The sequence below is a fragment of the Acidilobus aceticus genome (assembly GCF_055392325.1).
Window position 1 is genome coordinate 876,410 of record NZ_AP042407.1, and the last position, 15,669, is coordinate 892,078.

At 61.2% G+C, this 15,669-nt stretch carries 12 protein-coding genes and 1 tRNA gene; 3 read left to right on the top strand and 10 right to left on the bottom strand.

The features are described 5' to 3' along the window. Positions 1-34 precede the first annotated feature (34 nt). Positions 35-1,126: a glycosyltransferase gene (locus ACZ5OO_RS04545; protein WP_464077928.1), complete on the top strand. Its 1,092-nt coding sequence runs from the start codon at positions 35-37 to the stop codon at positions 1,124-1,126. On the opposite strand, the gene ACZ5OO_RS04550 is transcribed toward ACZ5OO_RS04545, so the two are convergent. Beyond that, positions 1,116-2,486: an APC family permease gene (locus tag ACZ5OO_RS04550; protein WP_464077929.1), complete on the bottom strand. Its 1,371-nt coding sequence runs from the start codon at positions 2,484-2,486 to the stop codon at positions 1,116-1,118. The genes ACZ5OO_RS04545 and ACZ5OO_RS04550 overlap by 11 nt on opposite strands. Before the next feature lie 134 nt (positions 2,487-2,620). Here ACZ5OO_RS04550 and ACZ5OO_RS04555 point away from each other — a divergent pair, with 134 nt between their 5' ends. Further along, positions 2,621-3,538 carry a glycosyltransferase family 2 protein gene (locus ACZ5OO_RS04555; RefSeq protein WP_464077930.1) on the top strand — a complete coding sequence of 306 codons (918 nt, stop codon included), beginning with the start codon at positions 2,621-2,623 and terminating at the stop codon, positions 3,536-3,538. Between the two features lie 140 nt (positions 3,539-3,678). Here the strand turns inward: ACZ5OO_RS04555 and ACZ5OO_RS04560 are convergent, their stop codons facing one another. Together ACZ5OO_RS04560 and ACZ5OO_RS04565 are read right to left on the bottom strand one after the other, a co-directional pair. Continuing rightward, positions 3,679-4,830: a DUF58 domain-containing protein gene (locus tag ACZ5OO_RS04560; RefSeq protein WP_464077931.1), complete on the bottom strand. Its 1,152-nt coding sequence runs from the start codon at positions 4,828-4,830 to the stop codon at positions 3,679-3,681. Positions 4,831-4,832: 2 nt separating this feature from the next. Continuing rightward, on the bottom strand, positions 4,833-5,756 hold the full coding sequence (locus ACZ5OO_RS04565) for an AAA family ATPase (protein WP_464077932.1): 924 nt from the start codon (positions 5,754-5,756) through the stop codon (positions 4,833-4,835). A gap of 89 nt (positions 5,757-5,845) precedes the next feature. On the opposite strand from ACZ5OO_RS04565, the gene ACZ5OO_RS04570 reads away from it, so the two are divergent. Next, positions 5,846-5,923, top strand: a tRNA-Trp gene (locus tag ACZ5OO_RS04570). Positions 5,924-5,944: 21 nt separating this feature from the next. Here the strand turns inward: ACZ5OO_RS04570 and ACZ5OO_RS04575 are convergent. From ACZ5OO_RS04575 to ACZ5OO_RS04605, 7 genes are all read right to left on the bottom strand, one after another. After that, the gene (locus tag ACZ5OO_RS04575; RefSeq protein WP_013266003.1) at positions 5,945-6,562 is read right to left on the bottom strand and encodes a helical membrane plugin domain-containing protein; all 618 of its coding nucleotides are present in this window, start codon (positions 6,560-6,562) and stop codon (positions 5,945-5,947) included. Between the two features lie 90 nt (positions 6,563-6,652). Next, positions 6,653-9,409, bottom strand: a complete 2,757-nt coding sequence (locus tag ACZ5OO_RS04580; RefSeq protein WP_464077933.1) for an ABC transporter substrate-binding protein — start codon at positions 9,407-9,409, stop codon at positions 6,653-6,655. A gap of 109 nt (positions 9,410-9,518) precedes the next feature. Beyond that, positions 9,519-10,631 carry an ABC transporter ATP-binding protein gene (locus tag ACZ5OO_RS04585; RefSeq protein WP_464077934.1) on the bottom strand — a complete coding sequence of 371 codons (1,113 nt, stop codon included), beginning with the start codon at positions 10,629-10,631 and terminating at the stop codon, positions 9,519-9,521. Positions 10,632-10,645: 14 nt separating this feature from the next. After that, a complete protein-coding gene (locus ACZ5OO_RS04590) occupies positions 10,646-11,536 on the bottom strand; it encodes an ABC transporter permease subunit (RefSeq protein WP_464077935.1) in 891 nt (296 codons plus the stop codon). A 16-nt stretch (positions 11,537-11,552) separates the two neighbouring features. Next, positions 11,553-12,437, bottom strand: a complete 885-nt coding sequence (locus tag ACZ5OO_RS04595; RefSeq protein ID WP_464077936.1) for a carbohydrate ABC transporter permease — start codon at positions 12,435-12,437, stop codon at positions 11,553-11,555. 12 nt (positions 12,438-12,449) lie between these two features. Continuing rightward, positions 12,450-13,997 (bottom strand): extracellular solute-binding protein, encoded by a 1,548-nt coding sequence (locus ACZ5OO_RS04600; RefSeq protein ID WP_464077937.1) that lies wholly within the window; start codon positions 13,995-13,997, stop codon positions 12,450-12,452. 141 nt (positions 13,998-14,138) lie between these two features. Next, positions 14,139-15,596 (bottom strand): alkaline phosphatase family protein, encoded by a 1,458-nt coding sequence (locus tag ACZ5OO_RS04605; protein WP_464077938.1) that lies wholly within the window; start codon positions 15,594-15,596, stop codon positions 14,139-14,141. Positions 15,597-15,669 lie beyond the last annotated feature (73 nt).

A 15,669-nucleotide genomic window follows, 5' to 3' on the forward strand; every position in this document is an offset into this window, starting at 1 on the left:
TTAAGCTCGGAGCGTAGCAAGGCCTGGGAGAGCTATGTACGTCGCCGCCCTGCTGCTTGCAACGGGCGTTGCCCTGCTGCTCTGGCACGCGGCCTCGGCCCTGGCATACTATGCCTTAATGTTAAGGAGGTCGAGGGCCTACAGGCCGCCGAAAGGCGCCTTCAGCGGCACGGTCACGGTTGTCATACCGACCTACAACGAGTCCAAGATAATAAGGGGGAAGCTCGACAACGTGGCGTCGCAGTGGGACCCCTCGAGGCTTGAGATAATAGTCGTTGACTCCAGCACGGACGGCACCGCTGACGAGGTCGAGAGGTGGTCCAGGGGGAGGGGGCTCCCAGTCAAGGTGCTTAGGGAGGCCTCCAGGTCGGGCAAGCACGCCGCCGAGAACTGGGCCCTCAGGGAGGCCAGGGGCGACGTCGTCGTCTTTACCGACGCTGACTGTGAGTGGTCCCCCGGCTCGCTTCGCTCGGCCCTCTCATCGCTTGCCGCCCCAGGCGTCGGCCTCGTGACCTGCATAAAGGAGCCCCCGAGGGGGGTTGAGGGCACCTACAGGTCCCTCTACAACGTGCTCAGGCTTGGTGAGAGCCAGGTGCACAGCACCCCCATAGCCCACGGCGAGCTCCTCGCCGTGAGGAGGGACCTAGCAACTAAGCTTGGAGGCCTCAGGCCCGGCGCTGACGACAGCGACCTGGCGCACAGGGTCGCGATGGAGGGCCTCAGGTCAATAGCGCTGCCCGACGCCGTCTGCAGGGAGTACGTGCCAGGCAGAGGCTACTTCAGGTGGAAGCTCAGGAGGGCCCAGCACCTGGTCGAGCACATGGCCAGGGCCTCCAGGGACCTGCCGAGGGCCCCCAAGGGCTACAGGGCCGTCCTGGCGTGGGAGTCGTTCCTTCACCTAGTGAACCCCTGGCTGGCCCTGGCGTCGCTTGCGTCGCTGGCGGCTTCAGCCGCGCTGGGCTCGCTGCCGGCGGCCGTGGTCCTGGCGTTGATAGCCGCCTCCATGACTTTAGGCATGGCCAGGACCTGGGCCCTGGAGCAGCTGTTCCTGGTGACGGCCATGGTCAAGAACCTCAGGGGAAGGGAGTACGTCTGGGAGAAGGTGGAGAAGCCCCTCAGCCCCTGAGCCTCCTCACGACCAGGGCTATCGCCGCTGCCAGGTAGGCCGCCATGGCCGGCACGGCGTAGAGCACAGGAACGTTGAGGCCAACCAGGCTGAAGTATATTATCACCAGCGATATTGCTGTCCCTATAGCCGGCAGCAGGTGGTGGCTCAGGGCAGCTACGAGTCCCCTGAGCCTCTCCCTTACGGCCACCCTGGAGAGCGAGACGTTAACGGCCACGTGATAGGCAAGGTTGAGGACGCTCATCACGGTTATCCAGAAGAGGATTCCGTAGAGCAGCCCGCGGACCACGCCGTAGAGCTCGACCATGACAGCCTCCGTCAGGAGGGACATGACCACTGCCACCGCGAAGGTGGTTATGCACGCGCTCGAGGGGGAGCCGTACCTCTCGTGGACTCTGCAGAGGTACCTGGGCAGCAGGCCGTCCCTGGCCAGGGAGAACATGGTCCTCTCGGCGGAGCTGCCGAACACCAGGACTCCAGTGAAGTAGCCGGAAATTGCTATGGCGAGCACCAGGGCTGAGTACGCCCTCCCGGTGTACCTTGAGAACACGGCCACCGCCGGAAGGAAGAGCGACCTGAGGCCCTGAACCCCCGAGGGCGGCACCGAGACCACCAGGGAGTACTCGACGAACGTGTAGAAGGCCGCCATCATTATTATGGCCGCGACTATGGCCTTCCTTATGGTCTCCCTCGGCGCCCTGGCCTCCTCGCCGAAGTTAACTATCGTTGAGTACCCTATGTACGCCGTGTAGGGCCCCGTGAGCACTGCCAGGAAGAAGCCGGCCGGCCCGACGCTTGGCATCGTGAAGGGCTCGAGGCTCAGGTACCTGCTCCTCAGGACTATGACTACGCTTCCAGCGAGTATCGCCGCCATCTGGGCGGCCCCGCTTATCATTGCGACCCTGGCGGAGAGCCTCACGCCGAGGTAGCTCACGGCAAACATGAAGGCCTGCGCCAGGAGGCCCAGGGCCACGAGAAGCGGCAGGGGCACCGCTATGTTATAGAGGGCCCTGAGGGCCACGTCAAGGATCCAGGCGAGCGCTATGGGAGTTATTATAATTGGCGACAGCTGGGCCAGGAGCTGGGCCATCCCTATGACGCCCGCCGCCCTCCTGCCCCATGCGGCCTCGACGAACTTGTAGAAGCCGCCGGCGCTGGAGACCCTAGAGCTGAACTGGTATATGGAGTTCACGTTGGTGAAGACGAGCAGGGCCCCCAGCAGGAACGCCAAGGGCGCCGCCGCCCCAGCGTAGGCTATGGCGTTCCTGGAGACCACAAGGTATATGGAGCCTGGAAGTATGGCGCACACGCTCAGAAAGGCCAGCTGCAGGAACCCCACGGAGTTGCTTCTGAGGCTCATGGTTATCTCTTGCTAGAGAAAACCCTGGGGGTTTAAATGTGTAAGTTATAACGTCCGTCGCCGAAGGCGGGGGCCTCAACCCTTAAATAAGCCCTCCCACCATGGTTTCTGGGGCTCACCTTTGGGGTAAAAACATGAACTTAGACGACGTGACAGCCATAGTGCCCGCCCTTAACGAGTCTGAGGGAATAGGGCCCACGATACAGGAGCTCATAGACGTCGGCATAAGACCGTACAACATAGTTGTTGTCGACGGCGGCAGCGCCGATGGAACCCCTGAAATAGCGTCAAAGCTTGGGGTGAGGGTGGTCAGGCAGAGGGGCAGGGGCAAGGCAGACGCCATAAGGTGCGGCCTTAAGTACGCTAAGACCCCTCTCATACTTGTCATAGACGCTGACCACACGTATCCGGCTAAGTACGTGCCACTTATGGTAAATGCGCTCAAGGAGGGGGGCTACGACGAGGTTATAGGCGTGAGGCCCAGCAGCTCGCAGCCCCTCGTCTACAGGGTCGGCAACGCGCTGCTCACGTGGCTCTTCGACTCCATGTTTGGGGTCAGGCTCAGGGACGTGCTCAGCGGCCTCTACCTGGTGAGGAGGGAGGCCATAGCAGACGCCAACCTTGAGATGGGCGGCTTCAGCGTGGAGAGCGAGATAGCGGCCCACATAGTCTCAACCGGGGGCTCCGTGGGCGAGGTGGACATAGAGTACAGGAAGAGGCTGGGGAGGAAGAAGCTGAGGCCCTGGCACGGCCTCGGCATAGCCCTCGACATGGTCAGGCTCTCATGGAGGTACAACCCGACTAGCACGCTCTTCCTTGCAGGGGCGCTCCTCATGGTGCCCGGCCTGCTGGTGGGCGGCATGACGGCCTACCAGTTCTACTTCATGCACGTTGACCACTTTGTCAACGCAATAATGGCCCTTGTGGTCACGGCAACCGGCTTCAACAGCCTGCTCCTCGGCATACTGAGCATGTACCTGAAGAGGATGGAGTACAGGCTGTTGAAGCACATGAGGTCCATGAGGAGGGAGCAGGGCTCAGCTGAGGGCTAAGCCATGGCCTAGACAAATCCATGCCTACAAGGCCAGTTACCAATGGCAGGGATCCTGGCAGGGTCGGTGACCGCGTCCTCGAGGCCTTCGGCTTCACGACGAGGGGGCAATAGCTAGGCACATAGAGCTCCGCGTATTCCTCAGAGGGGCCGTACTACCTTGGTAAGCTCCCTGACGCTGAGGAGAACCTGGCACCCCGAGGCCCTCAGCAGAGAAACCTCGCGGTCGTGCCTCTCCTTCATGATGTAGGCCTCCTCCAGGGAGGGGGCCCTGAGCCAGGGCCTGGTGGGCTGCACAACGGTGCACCCCGGAGGCAGGAGCGAGGGCAGGGGGCTGAGGAGCTGGGTCACAGCTATTACCTTGCCCTCGGGGACTCCCTCGGAGAGCCTGAGCCTGCCGGGGTAATCATCTAGGACCCTGAAGGCCTCCGGGTAGTGCCTCCCCAGCCTTTCAAGCAGCGCCCTGGCCAGGCCATCAATGCCGTTAACTCTGGCCAGTCTCTCGCCGTCATATATGTAAGGTGTCACGCTGAGGCTCCCCGAGAGGCCAAGGGCTATGGAGAGCGAGGCAGCCGCCAGCTCGTCAGCCGACTCAGGGTCGGTCGCTGTCAGGTCAACCACGAGCGACACCTCCCTTGAGCCCTGGGGGTAGAACCTCTTTACCATGAGTTCTCCCCTCCTGGCCGTGGCCCTCCAGTCTATCACCTCGGCCGGCTCGCCGGGCTGCAGCCTCTCGGTCCACGCGTAGTCCTCGCCCCTAGGCAGCGTGTAGGGGGCCTCGAAAGCCGTAGTCCCCTGGCCTCCCATTGCCCCTGCCCCGGCCAGGGCCGCGACCGCCAGCGGCAGGAACCTGGGGCTCGCCGACGCCCTGACGGGCGGCCTCACGGGGTCCTCCCAGGAGGCCTCGAAGAGGCCAAGGGGGGACCTCAGCGTGAACCTGACAAAGGAGAGGAGATAGCTGCCAGCGTGGGGGCAGCTGAGCCTAAGCAGGGAGCCGCCCTCGCCCGCCTCAAGCCCGGCCACCAGCTGATCCTTGACTAGGTTGCCCCTGAGCCTTCCGTGCGACAAGGCTACTGTGGCCCCGGAGCCCGCGGAGCACGCCACCTCGCCCTGCGAGGGCCTGAGGGTCGTGGGCCTTGATAACACCACGAGGGCTGCCAGGTCCGCAAGGGACGCCAGGGCCAGGAGGACCCCCAAGGCAACGAGTAAGTAGGCCCCCACGGCAATGCCTATGGCCAACAGGGAGGCCGAGAGGGCCAGGACGCCGGCTCCCCTTGAGGTGGCCCCTATCAACTTCAGCCCCTCGGCACGGGCACCCTCTCAAGGACTGACCTTATGAGCGAGTCGGGGGAGAACCCCTCGCTGACAACCACCCTGTGCCTCAGCACCGGGAGGGCCACAGCCTTAACGTCGTCTGGGGTCACGAAGTCCCTGCCCTCCATGAGGGCCTTAGCCCTTGACATGCGGTAGAGCCAGAGGGACGCCCTGACGCTCAGGGGCTCCGCCAGGTTCGACCTCCTGAGCTCGTCTATGATGTTAACCATGTACTCGGCCACCGAGTCGTCAACCCTGATACGTTTGACCGCCTCCTGAGCCTCTACCATGTCCTTAAGGCTGGCCACGGCCTTTATCTGGGGCGACATAAGCTCGTCTGCCATCCTTATGATCTTCAGCTCCTCCTCCTTCCGCGGGACCCCCACCTCAACCTTGGCCGCAAACCTGTCCGCCTGAGTTGCCGTGAGCGGGAAGACGCCTCCCGTGTCCCTGGGGACCTGGGTGGCTATCACCAGGAAGGGCCTCGGGAGCTGGTACGTGTTGACGTCAACAGTCACCTGGCCCTCGGCCATGGCCTCGAGCAGGGCGCTCTGGGTCCTCGGGGTCGCCCTGTTGAGCTCGTCAACGAGGACCACGTTAGCGAATATGGGGCCCGGCCTGAACCTGAACTCCCCCTTGGCCTGGTCCCACACCATTGCCCCTATCACGTCGGAGGGCAGCAGGTCGGAGGTCATCTGGACCCTCTTGAACTGTCCCCCCATTGCCTGGGCCAGGAGCTTGGCCAGCGTCGTCTTGCCCACCCCTGGGGGGCCCTCAAGGAGTACGTGCCCCTCGGCCAGTATGGCTGCCAGGGCGGTGTCGAGGGCCTCGTCGTTGCCCGCGTAGTAGGTCCTCACGGCGGACCTTATGGCGCTTACCACGTCCCTTGCCCTGCCTAAGTCCAAGGCCTACCCCCCTCTTGGTCAGGGCCTTGAGTTAAAATTCTGAGCTGCCCTAACGCTTTAAATTTTCGGAGGACAAGGACCTCAGTGGCGGGCCCGTAGCTCAGCCAGGTTAGAGCGGCGGGCTCCAGACCCGTAGGTCGGGGGTTCGAGTCCCTCCGGGCCCACCACATGGGGCCTCGGGCCCCGGATCACTTTGACTTGTTCCTCTCCCTCACGCAGCGGCCCAGCCCCTTAGCTATCTGAAGGAGTATCCAGAGCGAGGTCCCAACGTCGGGGTCCCTGAGCCTGTAGCCCATGCCGAGGGCCCCATATCTGCGCTCCTCCGTTATGTCAACCCTTCCGAGGGCCGTCACGGCACAGGATGTGAGGTCCTGCACCGAGTTCTGGGCCAGGGCTATGTCATCAGGTGGGACCCTGGAGACGCCATAGCTAACAGAGGCCAGCAGAGCCATGAGCCTCATCAACGCCGGGTCGGTAGCGGCTGAGAGGAACGAGTCCTCTGCCTTGTCCGCAAGGTAGGAGATCATGCCCAGCAGGCCGCTCCTCTTCAGCTTTACTATGGCGTCGAGGAGCTCCACCACGGCAACGGTTCCGACGTCAACGGGTGGGGGAGGCGGAAGTATCACAGGCTGCGGCGCCTGGGGCTTGGCCGCCTGCTGGGCCGCTGGGGCGGGAGGCTTGGCTGCCCCTGGGGCTGGCTTGGCGGCCTGGGGCGCCGCAGCTGCCTGGGGCCTTGCCTGCGACTGCGCTGCAGGCTTCTGAGCCGCCTGAGGCGTGGCCTTGTCCTGTGGACCCTGCTGGGACAAGCGCACGTCACCTGGCCCCTCAGGTCATGTTTTAGAATTTATGCTTTCACAGACCGCTTAAATGGTGCGGCAATTATATAACTGCTAAGGCTAGCCCTTGACCCACCAGAAGTACGCGTAGTCGTCAATGCCTCCCCACATGGGGTTCTCCTGCCACGATATCATGCCCATGTAGCCGTGCATGTACGGCTTCGTAACCATCAGCGCGTTCTGGTATATCGTGTAGACGTACATGTAGAGGCTCACCGCCTCCTGCTCGGCCTGCCTGTAGAGCTCATACGCCCCCGTGTAGTTGCCAGCTATATCATAGTAGTTCGCAACACCTATGGTGTTGTTCATGTTAATGTACTCCACCGCCTCCTGCCAGAGCCACTTGCCTACCTCAGGCTCGACGCTCGGGCTCAGGCCTGGGTAGCTTACCCTTGACTGATTGAAGTACGCGCTGAGGTTCTCAAGGTAGGTCGCGTTCCAGCCGTCCGGCAGGGCGTAGTCCCCGGCCTCCAGGTACATACCGTTCATGAAGTCGTCAGCCATTGGGTAGTCGGCGCTCCAGTACCAGTAATATATAGGCAGGCCGTTCTGCCCTGGAACCTGGTATGCCTCGATCACCGCCTGGGGCAGGTACATTGGCACAGCGTTTATGTTCGGGTCTATGTTGTGTAGGGCCGCGGCCCACATCTGGGCGGCGGTGTAGTCGGTGGTGTCGCCGCTTGATATCACGATGGGGAAGTAGACGCTCACGTTGTAGAACCCGCTCTCCTCCAGCAGCTGCTTTGCGTACGTGAGGTTGAAGGTCGGGCAGCCCGTGAGCTCGGAGGGGGGTATGTAAATGTCAAGCCCTGGGACCAGGGCTCCGCAGTATGGGCTGCCGAAGTTGAAGTGATACTTCACGTTGCCAACTATGTCGTCTATGTACTCGGTGTAGTTGAAGGCGTAGGCGAAGGCCTCCCTGACGAGCGGGTTGGCGAAGTACCAGCTCGGTATGTGGTAGGCCGGGTTGAGCTGAGAGAGCAGGGACTCGTTGACCTGAAGGTTGAAGGCGAAGAACCACTCAAGCAGCGAGGGCGAGAAGGAGTAGATGACCGCCTTGCCCTGGGACTCAAGCTGAAGCAGCCTCGGTATGTAGCTTGTCGGCAGGTTCGTCACTATGTCAGCCTGGCCAGAGGCGAACAGCTCGTAAGCTGTGGTCGGGTCCTTGACCCACTCTATGATAACGGTGTCGTTCGGCCTCGGGAAGTAAGTTATGTTCGTGGGCCAGTATGGGTTTGGCTTCAGCACAACGCTCTGGCCCGGAGTGTAAACGGCTATGTAGTACGGCCCGGTGAAGCCGGCTGAGGTGCCCGAGGGCCACTGGACCGCCGTGTTGTAGCTCCCCTCGCTGCAGGTCTGCTCGTAGCTGTAGAAGGCCTCCGCCAGCTGGGTCATGTTGTGGTCGTAGAGCCCAGTGAGGTTTATGCCGTCCCCCACCTCCTCAAGCCACTTGGCGTCAAGGATCGAGCCGCCCTGCGGGTCTGCAAGCGCGTCAAAGAACGCCACGGGGCCCACGGGCCTCACTAGGTGGAACGTCACGGTGTCAGTGGCGTTGTCGTAGGTTATGGCGTTCACGATCTCCTCCGCGCCCTGGGTGTCGTTGGGCGACGTCACAACGAAGGTGAACGGCGTGTAGTTGGGTATGAGGTACTGCGTGAGTATCCAGCCTGGGGTTCCCGGAGTGCCGCCGGCGCAGAGCATGTCCCTTATGACGCTGTACCACACGTCATAAGCTGTTATGGGGTCGCCGTTGGCGGCCCTGAGGCCCGGCCTTATCTTGAAAACGTAAACAGTGTAGTTCGGCGATATGGCCCCGTAGAGGTGCCTGGCGGTGACGTTTGACCAGTTGCCCACAGTAGGTATGTACTCAGCAGCCATGGGTATGAACTTGGTAGTGTTAGCCCCAAAGTACTCTACGAGCGTTGAATAGACGTTAAGGAGCACCTCAAAGCCTATGTTGCCGTAGTCTATGTCTGGGTCGAAGCTGAAGGGACCTCCTGGCACGTTCTTAGCTACGACTATTGTTCCAGGGTTCGGAAGGTCGACGTCAAGCTTAAACATGGAGAACCTCAGGCCCCTGGACTCGACAGCCACGGTCTGCGTGTAGCTGTAGTTGAAGGTCTGGCCGCTTGACACGTTGAGCGTCTCTATGGTCAGCGTCAGCGGGTAGAGGCCGGGCTCGCTGAAGCTGACGTTCACCGGGTCCTCGGAGGGCCTCAGGTAAGTGTAGTTGCCGGTCTCCAGGTACGCCGTGTAGTTCCTTGGGCTCACCTCTATTGTCGTGCCGTTGCCGAGGCTGAGGAAGTATTTGTATATGGTCATGTTCTGCCCCGAGGGCGGCTGAAGGTAGCCTATGAAGACACTGACCCTCTGCCCAACATCAAAGACTGGGGTGCCGTTTAAGCCGCTCACCGCAATTACCGGCACGCTGACCTCCTGGGACAGCCGCCCGCTGACGTTGGGGGTCACCAGGACCTCTATGAGTTCCTGCGACGTGGAGGCCACGACCCTGCCCCCCTTCATGAGCGCGTAGTATATCAGGTACCTGCCGGGCCACCTGTAGCTTACGGTCAGGTAGTCGCCCCTGACCGTGACGCTGGAGCCGTTGCCCAGGAACACCTCAGCCGAGTAGCCCGCCGGCGACGGTATGTAGAGGCTGAGCTGCTGGCCCGCCACCGCTGAGTAGGTGCTGGGGGCCGGCGGGGAGAGCTGCAGGACCGTGCGACTTCCCTGGGACCTTGTATGTTGGACGTAGGAGGCCGCCAGGGCAGCTACAACCACTAGTATGACAACGATTGCAAGGACCTTAAGGCGCACGCCGCTCCTATATCCAGCTTCCACCTCGGGTCTCGGGGGGTTAATGGAGCCCCCCTATTTAAGCGTTACAATGAGAAGGCCAGGGCAACAGCTTATTAGTTCTGGAAAGTCACCGCCTCTGCTCTAAGTTATTGCCTGTGCTGGGGTCGTAAAGCGAGACCGCCTCGGCGGGCACGCTGAAGCTGACCCTGTCCCCCCTGTTAACCGTTGAGAGCGACGGGTAGACGACCCTCAGCAGCTGCCCATCGCCCATGTCAAGGTGTATTACTGTGTAGGCTCCAACCCTCTCCACCATGGATACGGTGCCTGAGAGCTCCCCCTCGCCGACCTTTACGTCCTCCGGCCTGAAGCCAAATATGACCTCCTGGCCCTCCTTGACGAGCTTCCTGTACTCCTCGGGCACGGGGACCCTGAGCTTGCCCTTCTTGGCAACTATGTAGTTGCCTGACACGACCCCGTCGAACAGGTTCATGGGCGGGTTGCCCACGAACGACGCCACCCAGGCGTTCCTTGGCCTCCTGTAGACCTCCATTGGGTCCCCGAAGTCCTGTATTACCCCGTCGTGGAGGACCGCCAGCTTGGTCGCCAGGGACAGGGCCTCCACCTGGTCGTGCGTCACGTAAACTATGGTTGTGCCGAGCTGCCTGTGGAGCTGCTTGAGCTCCTCCCTGGCGAATACCCTGACCTGGGCGTCGAGGTTCGCCATGGGCTCGTCCATGAGAAGTATGTCGGCCCCCTTGACCAGGGCCTTGGCTATGGCGACCCTCTGCTTCTGCCCCCCGCTGAGCTCCGAGGGCTTCTTCTGAAGTATGTCGCTTATCCTTAGCATCTCCGCGACCCTCCTGACCTCGCGGTCTATCTCGTCCTTGGGCCTGTGGGCCAGCCTCAGAGGGAAGGCTATGTTGTCGTACACGTTCATGAACGGGTAGATGGCGTAGCTCTGGAAGACCATGGCCACCCTCCTGTCCTTGGGCGGCATGTCGTCGACTAGCTCACCCCTCAAGTACACGTGCCCCTTGTCCTGCCTCAGGAGGCCGGCTATGATTCTCAGCAGCGTCGTCTTGCCCTCCCCTGAGGGGCCCAGCACCACGACCAGCTCGCCCTTGTCGACGTTCATGTTGAGGCCCCTGAGGGGGGTCGCGGTGACGTTCTTGGTCCTGTAGGTCTTCCACACGTCCTCAAGCCTTATGTACTCCATGTCAACCCCACCCGAGCTTAGCATGCCTGCATTTAAAATCACTTTATGCCGGCCAGGCTGCTGTAGGCCTTGGTCATCATCCTCTGCGACACCAGGAACAGGGCCATGAGCGGTATTCCCATCAGCACGGCCCCTGCCGCGAATATGTTATAGTTAGGCGCGGAGGCCGGGTTGTAGAGGCCGGCCAGGTAGTAGAGGCCCAACATGGCGGTCCACATCTTGGGGTTTATGCCTATGAAGGCGTAGGCCGTCGCGTAGTCCATGTAGGCCCCGAGGAAGCCAAGGAGCGCCGTTAGCGCCACCACGGGCATCGCCAGCCTGAACACTATCCTTATGAAGGCCCCGAACCTCGAGAGGCCGTCGACCATTGCAGACTCCTCGTAGTCGGGCGGTATCGAGTCTATGGCCAGCTTGGCCAGGAAGGCTGCGAAGACAGCCGTGCCCGGGGTGTAGGCCAGCACGAGGCCGACGTAGTTAAGCAGGTGAAGCCTGGCGAACAGGAGGAAGAGCGGCACGGTGGTCGCAGTCACCGGCAGGAAGGTTATTATGTAGGTGAACATGGCCAGCGTCTTCTTGGCGGGCATGTCAAGCCTGGAGAGCCCGTAGCCCGCCACCATGGCCAACACTATTGAGAGCAGGGAGGTGGCCGCCGCGAGCTCTATGCTGTGCATGACCCACAGCGGGAAGTTGGGGGCCCTTATGGTTGGCAGGAAGCGGCCAAGGAGCAGCTGCCTGTAGGCCGCGAGCGTCACATGGCTTGGTATGAGGTCCCTCAAGGAGAAGGCGAGGAGCTCAGTGACGTTGCTGAACGAGATAAGTATTATGTAGTAGATGGGCAGAATGGACCAGGCGGCCATCACTATCAGCACTAAGTACGACACTGTAAGCCTTAGCGCTTTCAGCGCCTTAGCGCGGCTCCTGGAGCTCAATCGCCTCACCCCCTCCTCACGTTATGCCCTCCAGGACCCCCGTGTACTTCATAACCACTATAGCCAGCACTACGGTTATCAGCGTTGATATTATTGAGAGGGCAGCAGCCATGGCGTAGTTGTTGTAGGCAAAGGCCTGCTGGTACGCGTAAACTATGTAGGTCTCAGTGGAAATTCCAGGCCCGCCGCCCGTCAGCACATATATTGGGTAGAAGTTGTTCCAGGTGAACACGAAGCTCGTTATCGCCACGAAGGCTATGGTCTTCCTGAGGGACGGCACCGTTATCCTGAGGAACTTAGTCAGGGCCCCAGCCCCGTCGACATCCGCCAGCTCGTAGAGCTCTGTAGGTATGCTCTGCAGCCCCGAGTAGAAGACCGTCATGTAATAGGGAAAGCTCAGCCAGAGGTTAGTTATTATGAGCTCCGCCCAGGCGTCAGGCACTGAAGAGAGGGCGTTTATGGGGGGCAGGTGGAGCAGGGGGAGCAGGTACCTGTTCATGAAACCGTATGGGTACACCCACATGCCCTGCCACACCAGCAGTGATATGAAGCCGGGGAAGGCCCACGGGAGTATCAGTATTGCATAGAAAAACGACTTCCCTTTTAGGTCCCTCTGGTTTAATATGAGGGCCAGCGCGAAGCCGAGGGCCATCATTGGGACGAGGCTCCCAACGGTCCAGATGACTGTGTTTATCAGCAGCGTTGAGATGTAGTGCAGCTTTATCGCTAAGACGTAGTTGAGCAGCCCCACGAACTTGTAGCTGTAGAAGTGAAGCAGGCTCATGTCGGTCATTGATATGTAAACAGAGTATAGGAGCGGGTACAGGAACAGGAACAGCACCGCGGCCAGGAGAGGTAAAAAATATAGTAGACCTTCAAGCTTAGGTGAAACTTTTGGCATCAGCTCCCCGCCTCAGTACCTGCTGGCGGGGAGTTCGGGCGCCGTTAAAACTTCGCTTGGAGGCAGCTGGGCAGGGCTCAGCAGCCCGGCTTCCTTCAGTGAGGTCACGAAGGTCTGCTCCATGCCCTGCGCGGCCTGCTGGGCGTTTATCTTGCCGGCGAAGAAATCGCTGGCGTACTGGTGGAACGAGTTCCAGTAGTAAGCCATCTGCGGTATGTTCGGGAACTTCTGGCCGTGCTGACTCTGCTTAAGTATTCCCTCTATCACCTGGTGCAGGCAGGCCAGGGTCTGGTTACTGGTCGGCGCGCTCAGGTTCTGCAGGGCCGCCTGGTAGGCGCTGTTAAGCGCAGGTATGTCACCGGCGTACTCGAAGAGGCCGTACTCGTTGCTGTAGTTAGTCATGAACTCTATGAAGAGCAGGGCAGCGTGCAGCGTGGCGTTCCACTGGCTCGCCGGCACGCCGTTGGCCTGCGGCGTGGTTATTGACCAGCCGGTGCTGCCTATGAACGGCTCAGCGTAGAGGCCCGTCTGGCTCACCACGGGCAGCGGGGCAGCGCCGAGGTCGCAGCCGAGGGCCTGGAAGTAGGGCTTAAGGTCCCACGGGCCGTCGAATATTATCGCCGCCTTGTTCTCCATGAAGAGCTGTCCCTCGGCGCCTCCAGTCCCAGTGCTCGGGGCCAGGTAGTTTATCTTGAGGTTATACGTCAGGTTGTACCAGAAGTTGAGTGCGTTGACCATGGCAGTCGAGTTGAGGGCAGGCACTACCTTGCCGTTCTGCGTCACAAATATCTGCCCGCCGAAGCCCGCGAACCAGGCCGCGAACCTGTAGCCGTACTCGTCGCTGGCGCCGTAGGCTATGCCCCAGACCCCGCTCTTGTTCACCTGCTCGGCTATCTGTATCAGCTGGTCAGTGGTGTTGGGCGGCTCGGGCACGTACTTCTTGTTGTAGAACATTACTATGTAGTTTATGTTGTCAGGGAGCCCGTAAACAGAGCCGTTGAGCGTCCAGTCATCAATGGCAGTTGGGTTGAACCTCTGGAAGTAGCTCTGCGGCAGGTACTGGGAGAGGTTTACCAGTATCCCGGCCGCGAACAGGGCGCCGGCTGCGTCGCTGCTGTCCCTTATGATTATAGGCGCGTCATGGGCCTGGGCTTCGGAGGCGTACTGGCTTGTCCCTACGTTGCTTGCGTACCTGACCTCAACGTGTATCCACGGGTACTCCTGCTCAAAGGCTGCCAGGGACTTGTTGAACGCTATGTTCTCGCTGGTGCTGTAGGAGTCTACAACCGTAAGCGTGACCACCTGCGTCGTTGTTGTGGGCGGAGGGGTCGTAGTTGTGGTTGTCGTCGTAAATGTCGTAGTTGTTGTAGATGTTGTAGATGAAGTGGTTGTAGAGGTCGTGGTGGGGCTCGTTGTGGTTGTCGTGGGCGTTGTGGTTGTGACGTGATGCCTCGACGAGACGTAGGCTAGGTAGCCTCCGACGGCCACGATAACTATTACAACTATTATGATAGCCGCCAGGGCCGCTGTAGATATGGACCTCCTACTCCTTGACCTCACTCTATGCACCCCCAAAACTGTGCTGCGGTAAATTATATTTTTAATGCGATATAAATGCCTTTATGAAGTTATGAACAGGTATATGTACCATACAGTGTGTGCAACTATACTCCCACAGGTTTGCCAGGCTCTCCCTCCCAGCTAGCCGGCGCGCCCCCTGAGCCTCACCTTCAGCCTGACGGCCGCGTCATAGGGGTACTCGCCGGCGCTCGCCCCCACGAGGCTCCTGCCGTCAGCCCCCCTGGGAACCTTGAGGCCCAGCAGGGAGAGCAGGGTAGGCGCAACGTCGTAAACCTCCGCGGCTTCAGCCCTCACCTCGGCGCCCTTCACGAGCAGGACGCCGTACACCTCGTGGTCGGGCATCATGTCGTGCCTGAGGGCCGCCAGGGACCTGCTTGAGACCACGTGGTACCTGGACTCGTCCACGGACTCGACGAAGAGGCTCGGGTAGGGGGGCATGTAGGCCCCCCTGAACCTCTCCTCAAGCCTTGAAACCCTGAGGTACCTTGAGGCGGGGGAGCCCTCTATTGCCCTGAGGCCCCTCTCCCTGGAGGCCTCGTCCCTGAAGTAGAGTATCCTGTCTATTGAGAGGCCCCCCGCGTCGTAGGTGAACGGCTGCCTGGCCAGCTCGCTCTCGCCCGAGGACCCGTGGGTGGCCGCCACGGCTATGTTTGCCAGCTCCCCGCCAAGCCTGCCCCTTAGCCTTGCCAGCGGCCCCCTCCTGGAGAGCTCCCTGGGCGAGACCGAGGGGGGAAGCGCCCTTGAGATGACGTCGACGGCCGTCACAAGGTAGAGGGCCAGCCTGCCCCTGAGGCCCCTCGGCACGCCGACGCCGAACTCCCTCATCAGGGGCGCGAGCGCGTTGACGCAGGTCCTGTGCACCCCGGCGCCGTGGTCTGAGACCAGCACGAAGGCCTTGGACCTCCTCATGAGCTCGCCGGCGAGCTCGTCTATGGCCTCCCACACCTCGGCGGACCTCGGCCCAACGGAGAGCACCTCCCTGTGGTCCTTGTGGAAGGCCTGGTCGGGGTAGGGGAGAACCACAAAGTAAGCGTCCGCGTCAACCTCCGAGAGGAGCTCAAGGGTCCCCTCGACCAGCCTCCTGGTCCTCTCGTACGGGTCCGGCATGTCGCTGAACGTTATGAAGTACCTGCCCAGCCTGCCTGCAAGGTCCCTGGGGCTGTAGTCAACCCTGGGCGCCAGGAAGGTGTCCCCGACCACGGTCATCCTGTCAAGGCAGCAGAGGCCCTCGAGGGGCCAGGTCAGGGGGTAGTTGACTACGGCCACGTCAAGCCCCATCAGGGCCGCGTCCTCGAAGACCCTGGGGAACATGACGTCCAATGACGTGTAGGGCCTTGAGAGGTGCTCGCCCTTTGGCCCCCTGTAGTACTTCGTGAAGCCCCAGACCCCGTGCTTGGCAGGGTTTACCCCGGTGGCGATGCTCGTCCACGCGGTGGGCGTTATCGGGGGCATTGAGTGAAGGGGCACGGGCCTGCCATTCCTCACGGCGTCGCCTATGTTCTTCAGTCCTAGCCTCTCGACAGCCCTTGAGAGCAGGGCTGGCGACAGGGCGTCAAGGCCCAGCAGCGAGAGCTTCAAGCCAGGTACCGGGTTTTGTTGGCACGGCTGAGTTTTAAGGAATCGCTTTTCATTAAGGCGAACGCGACAACGC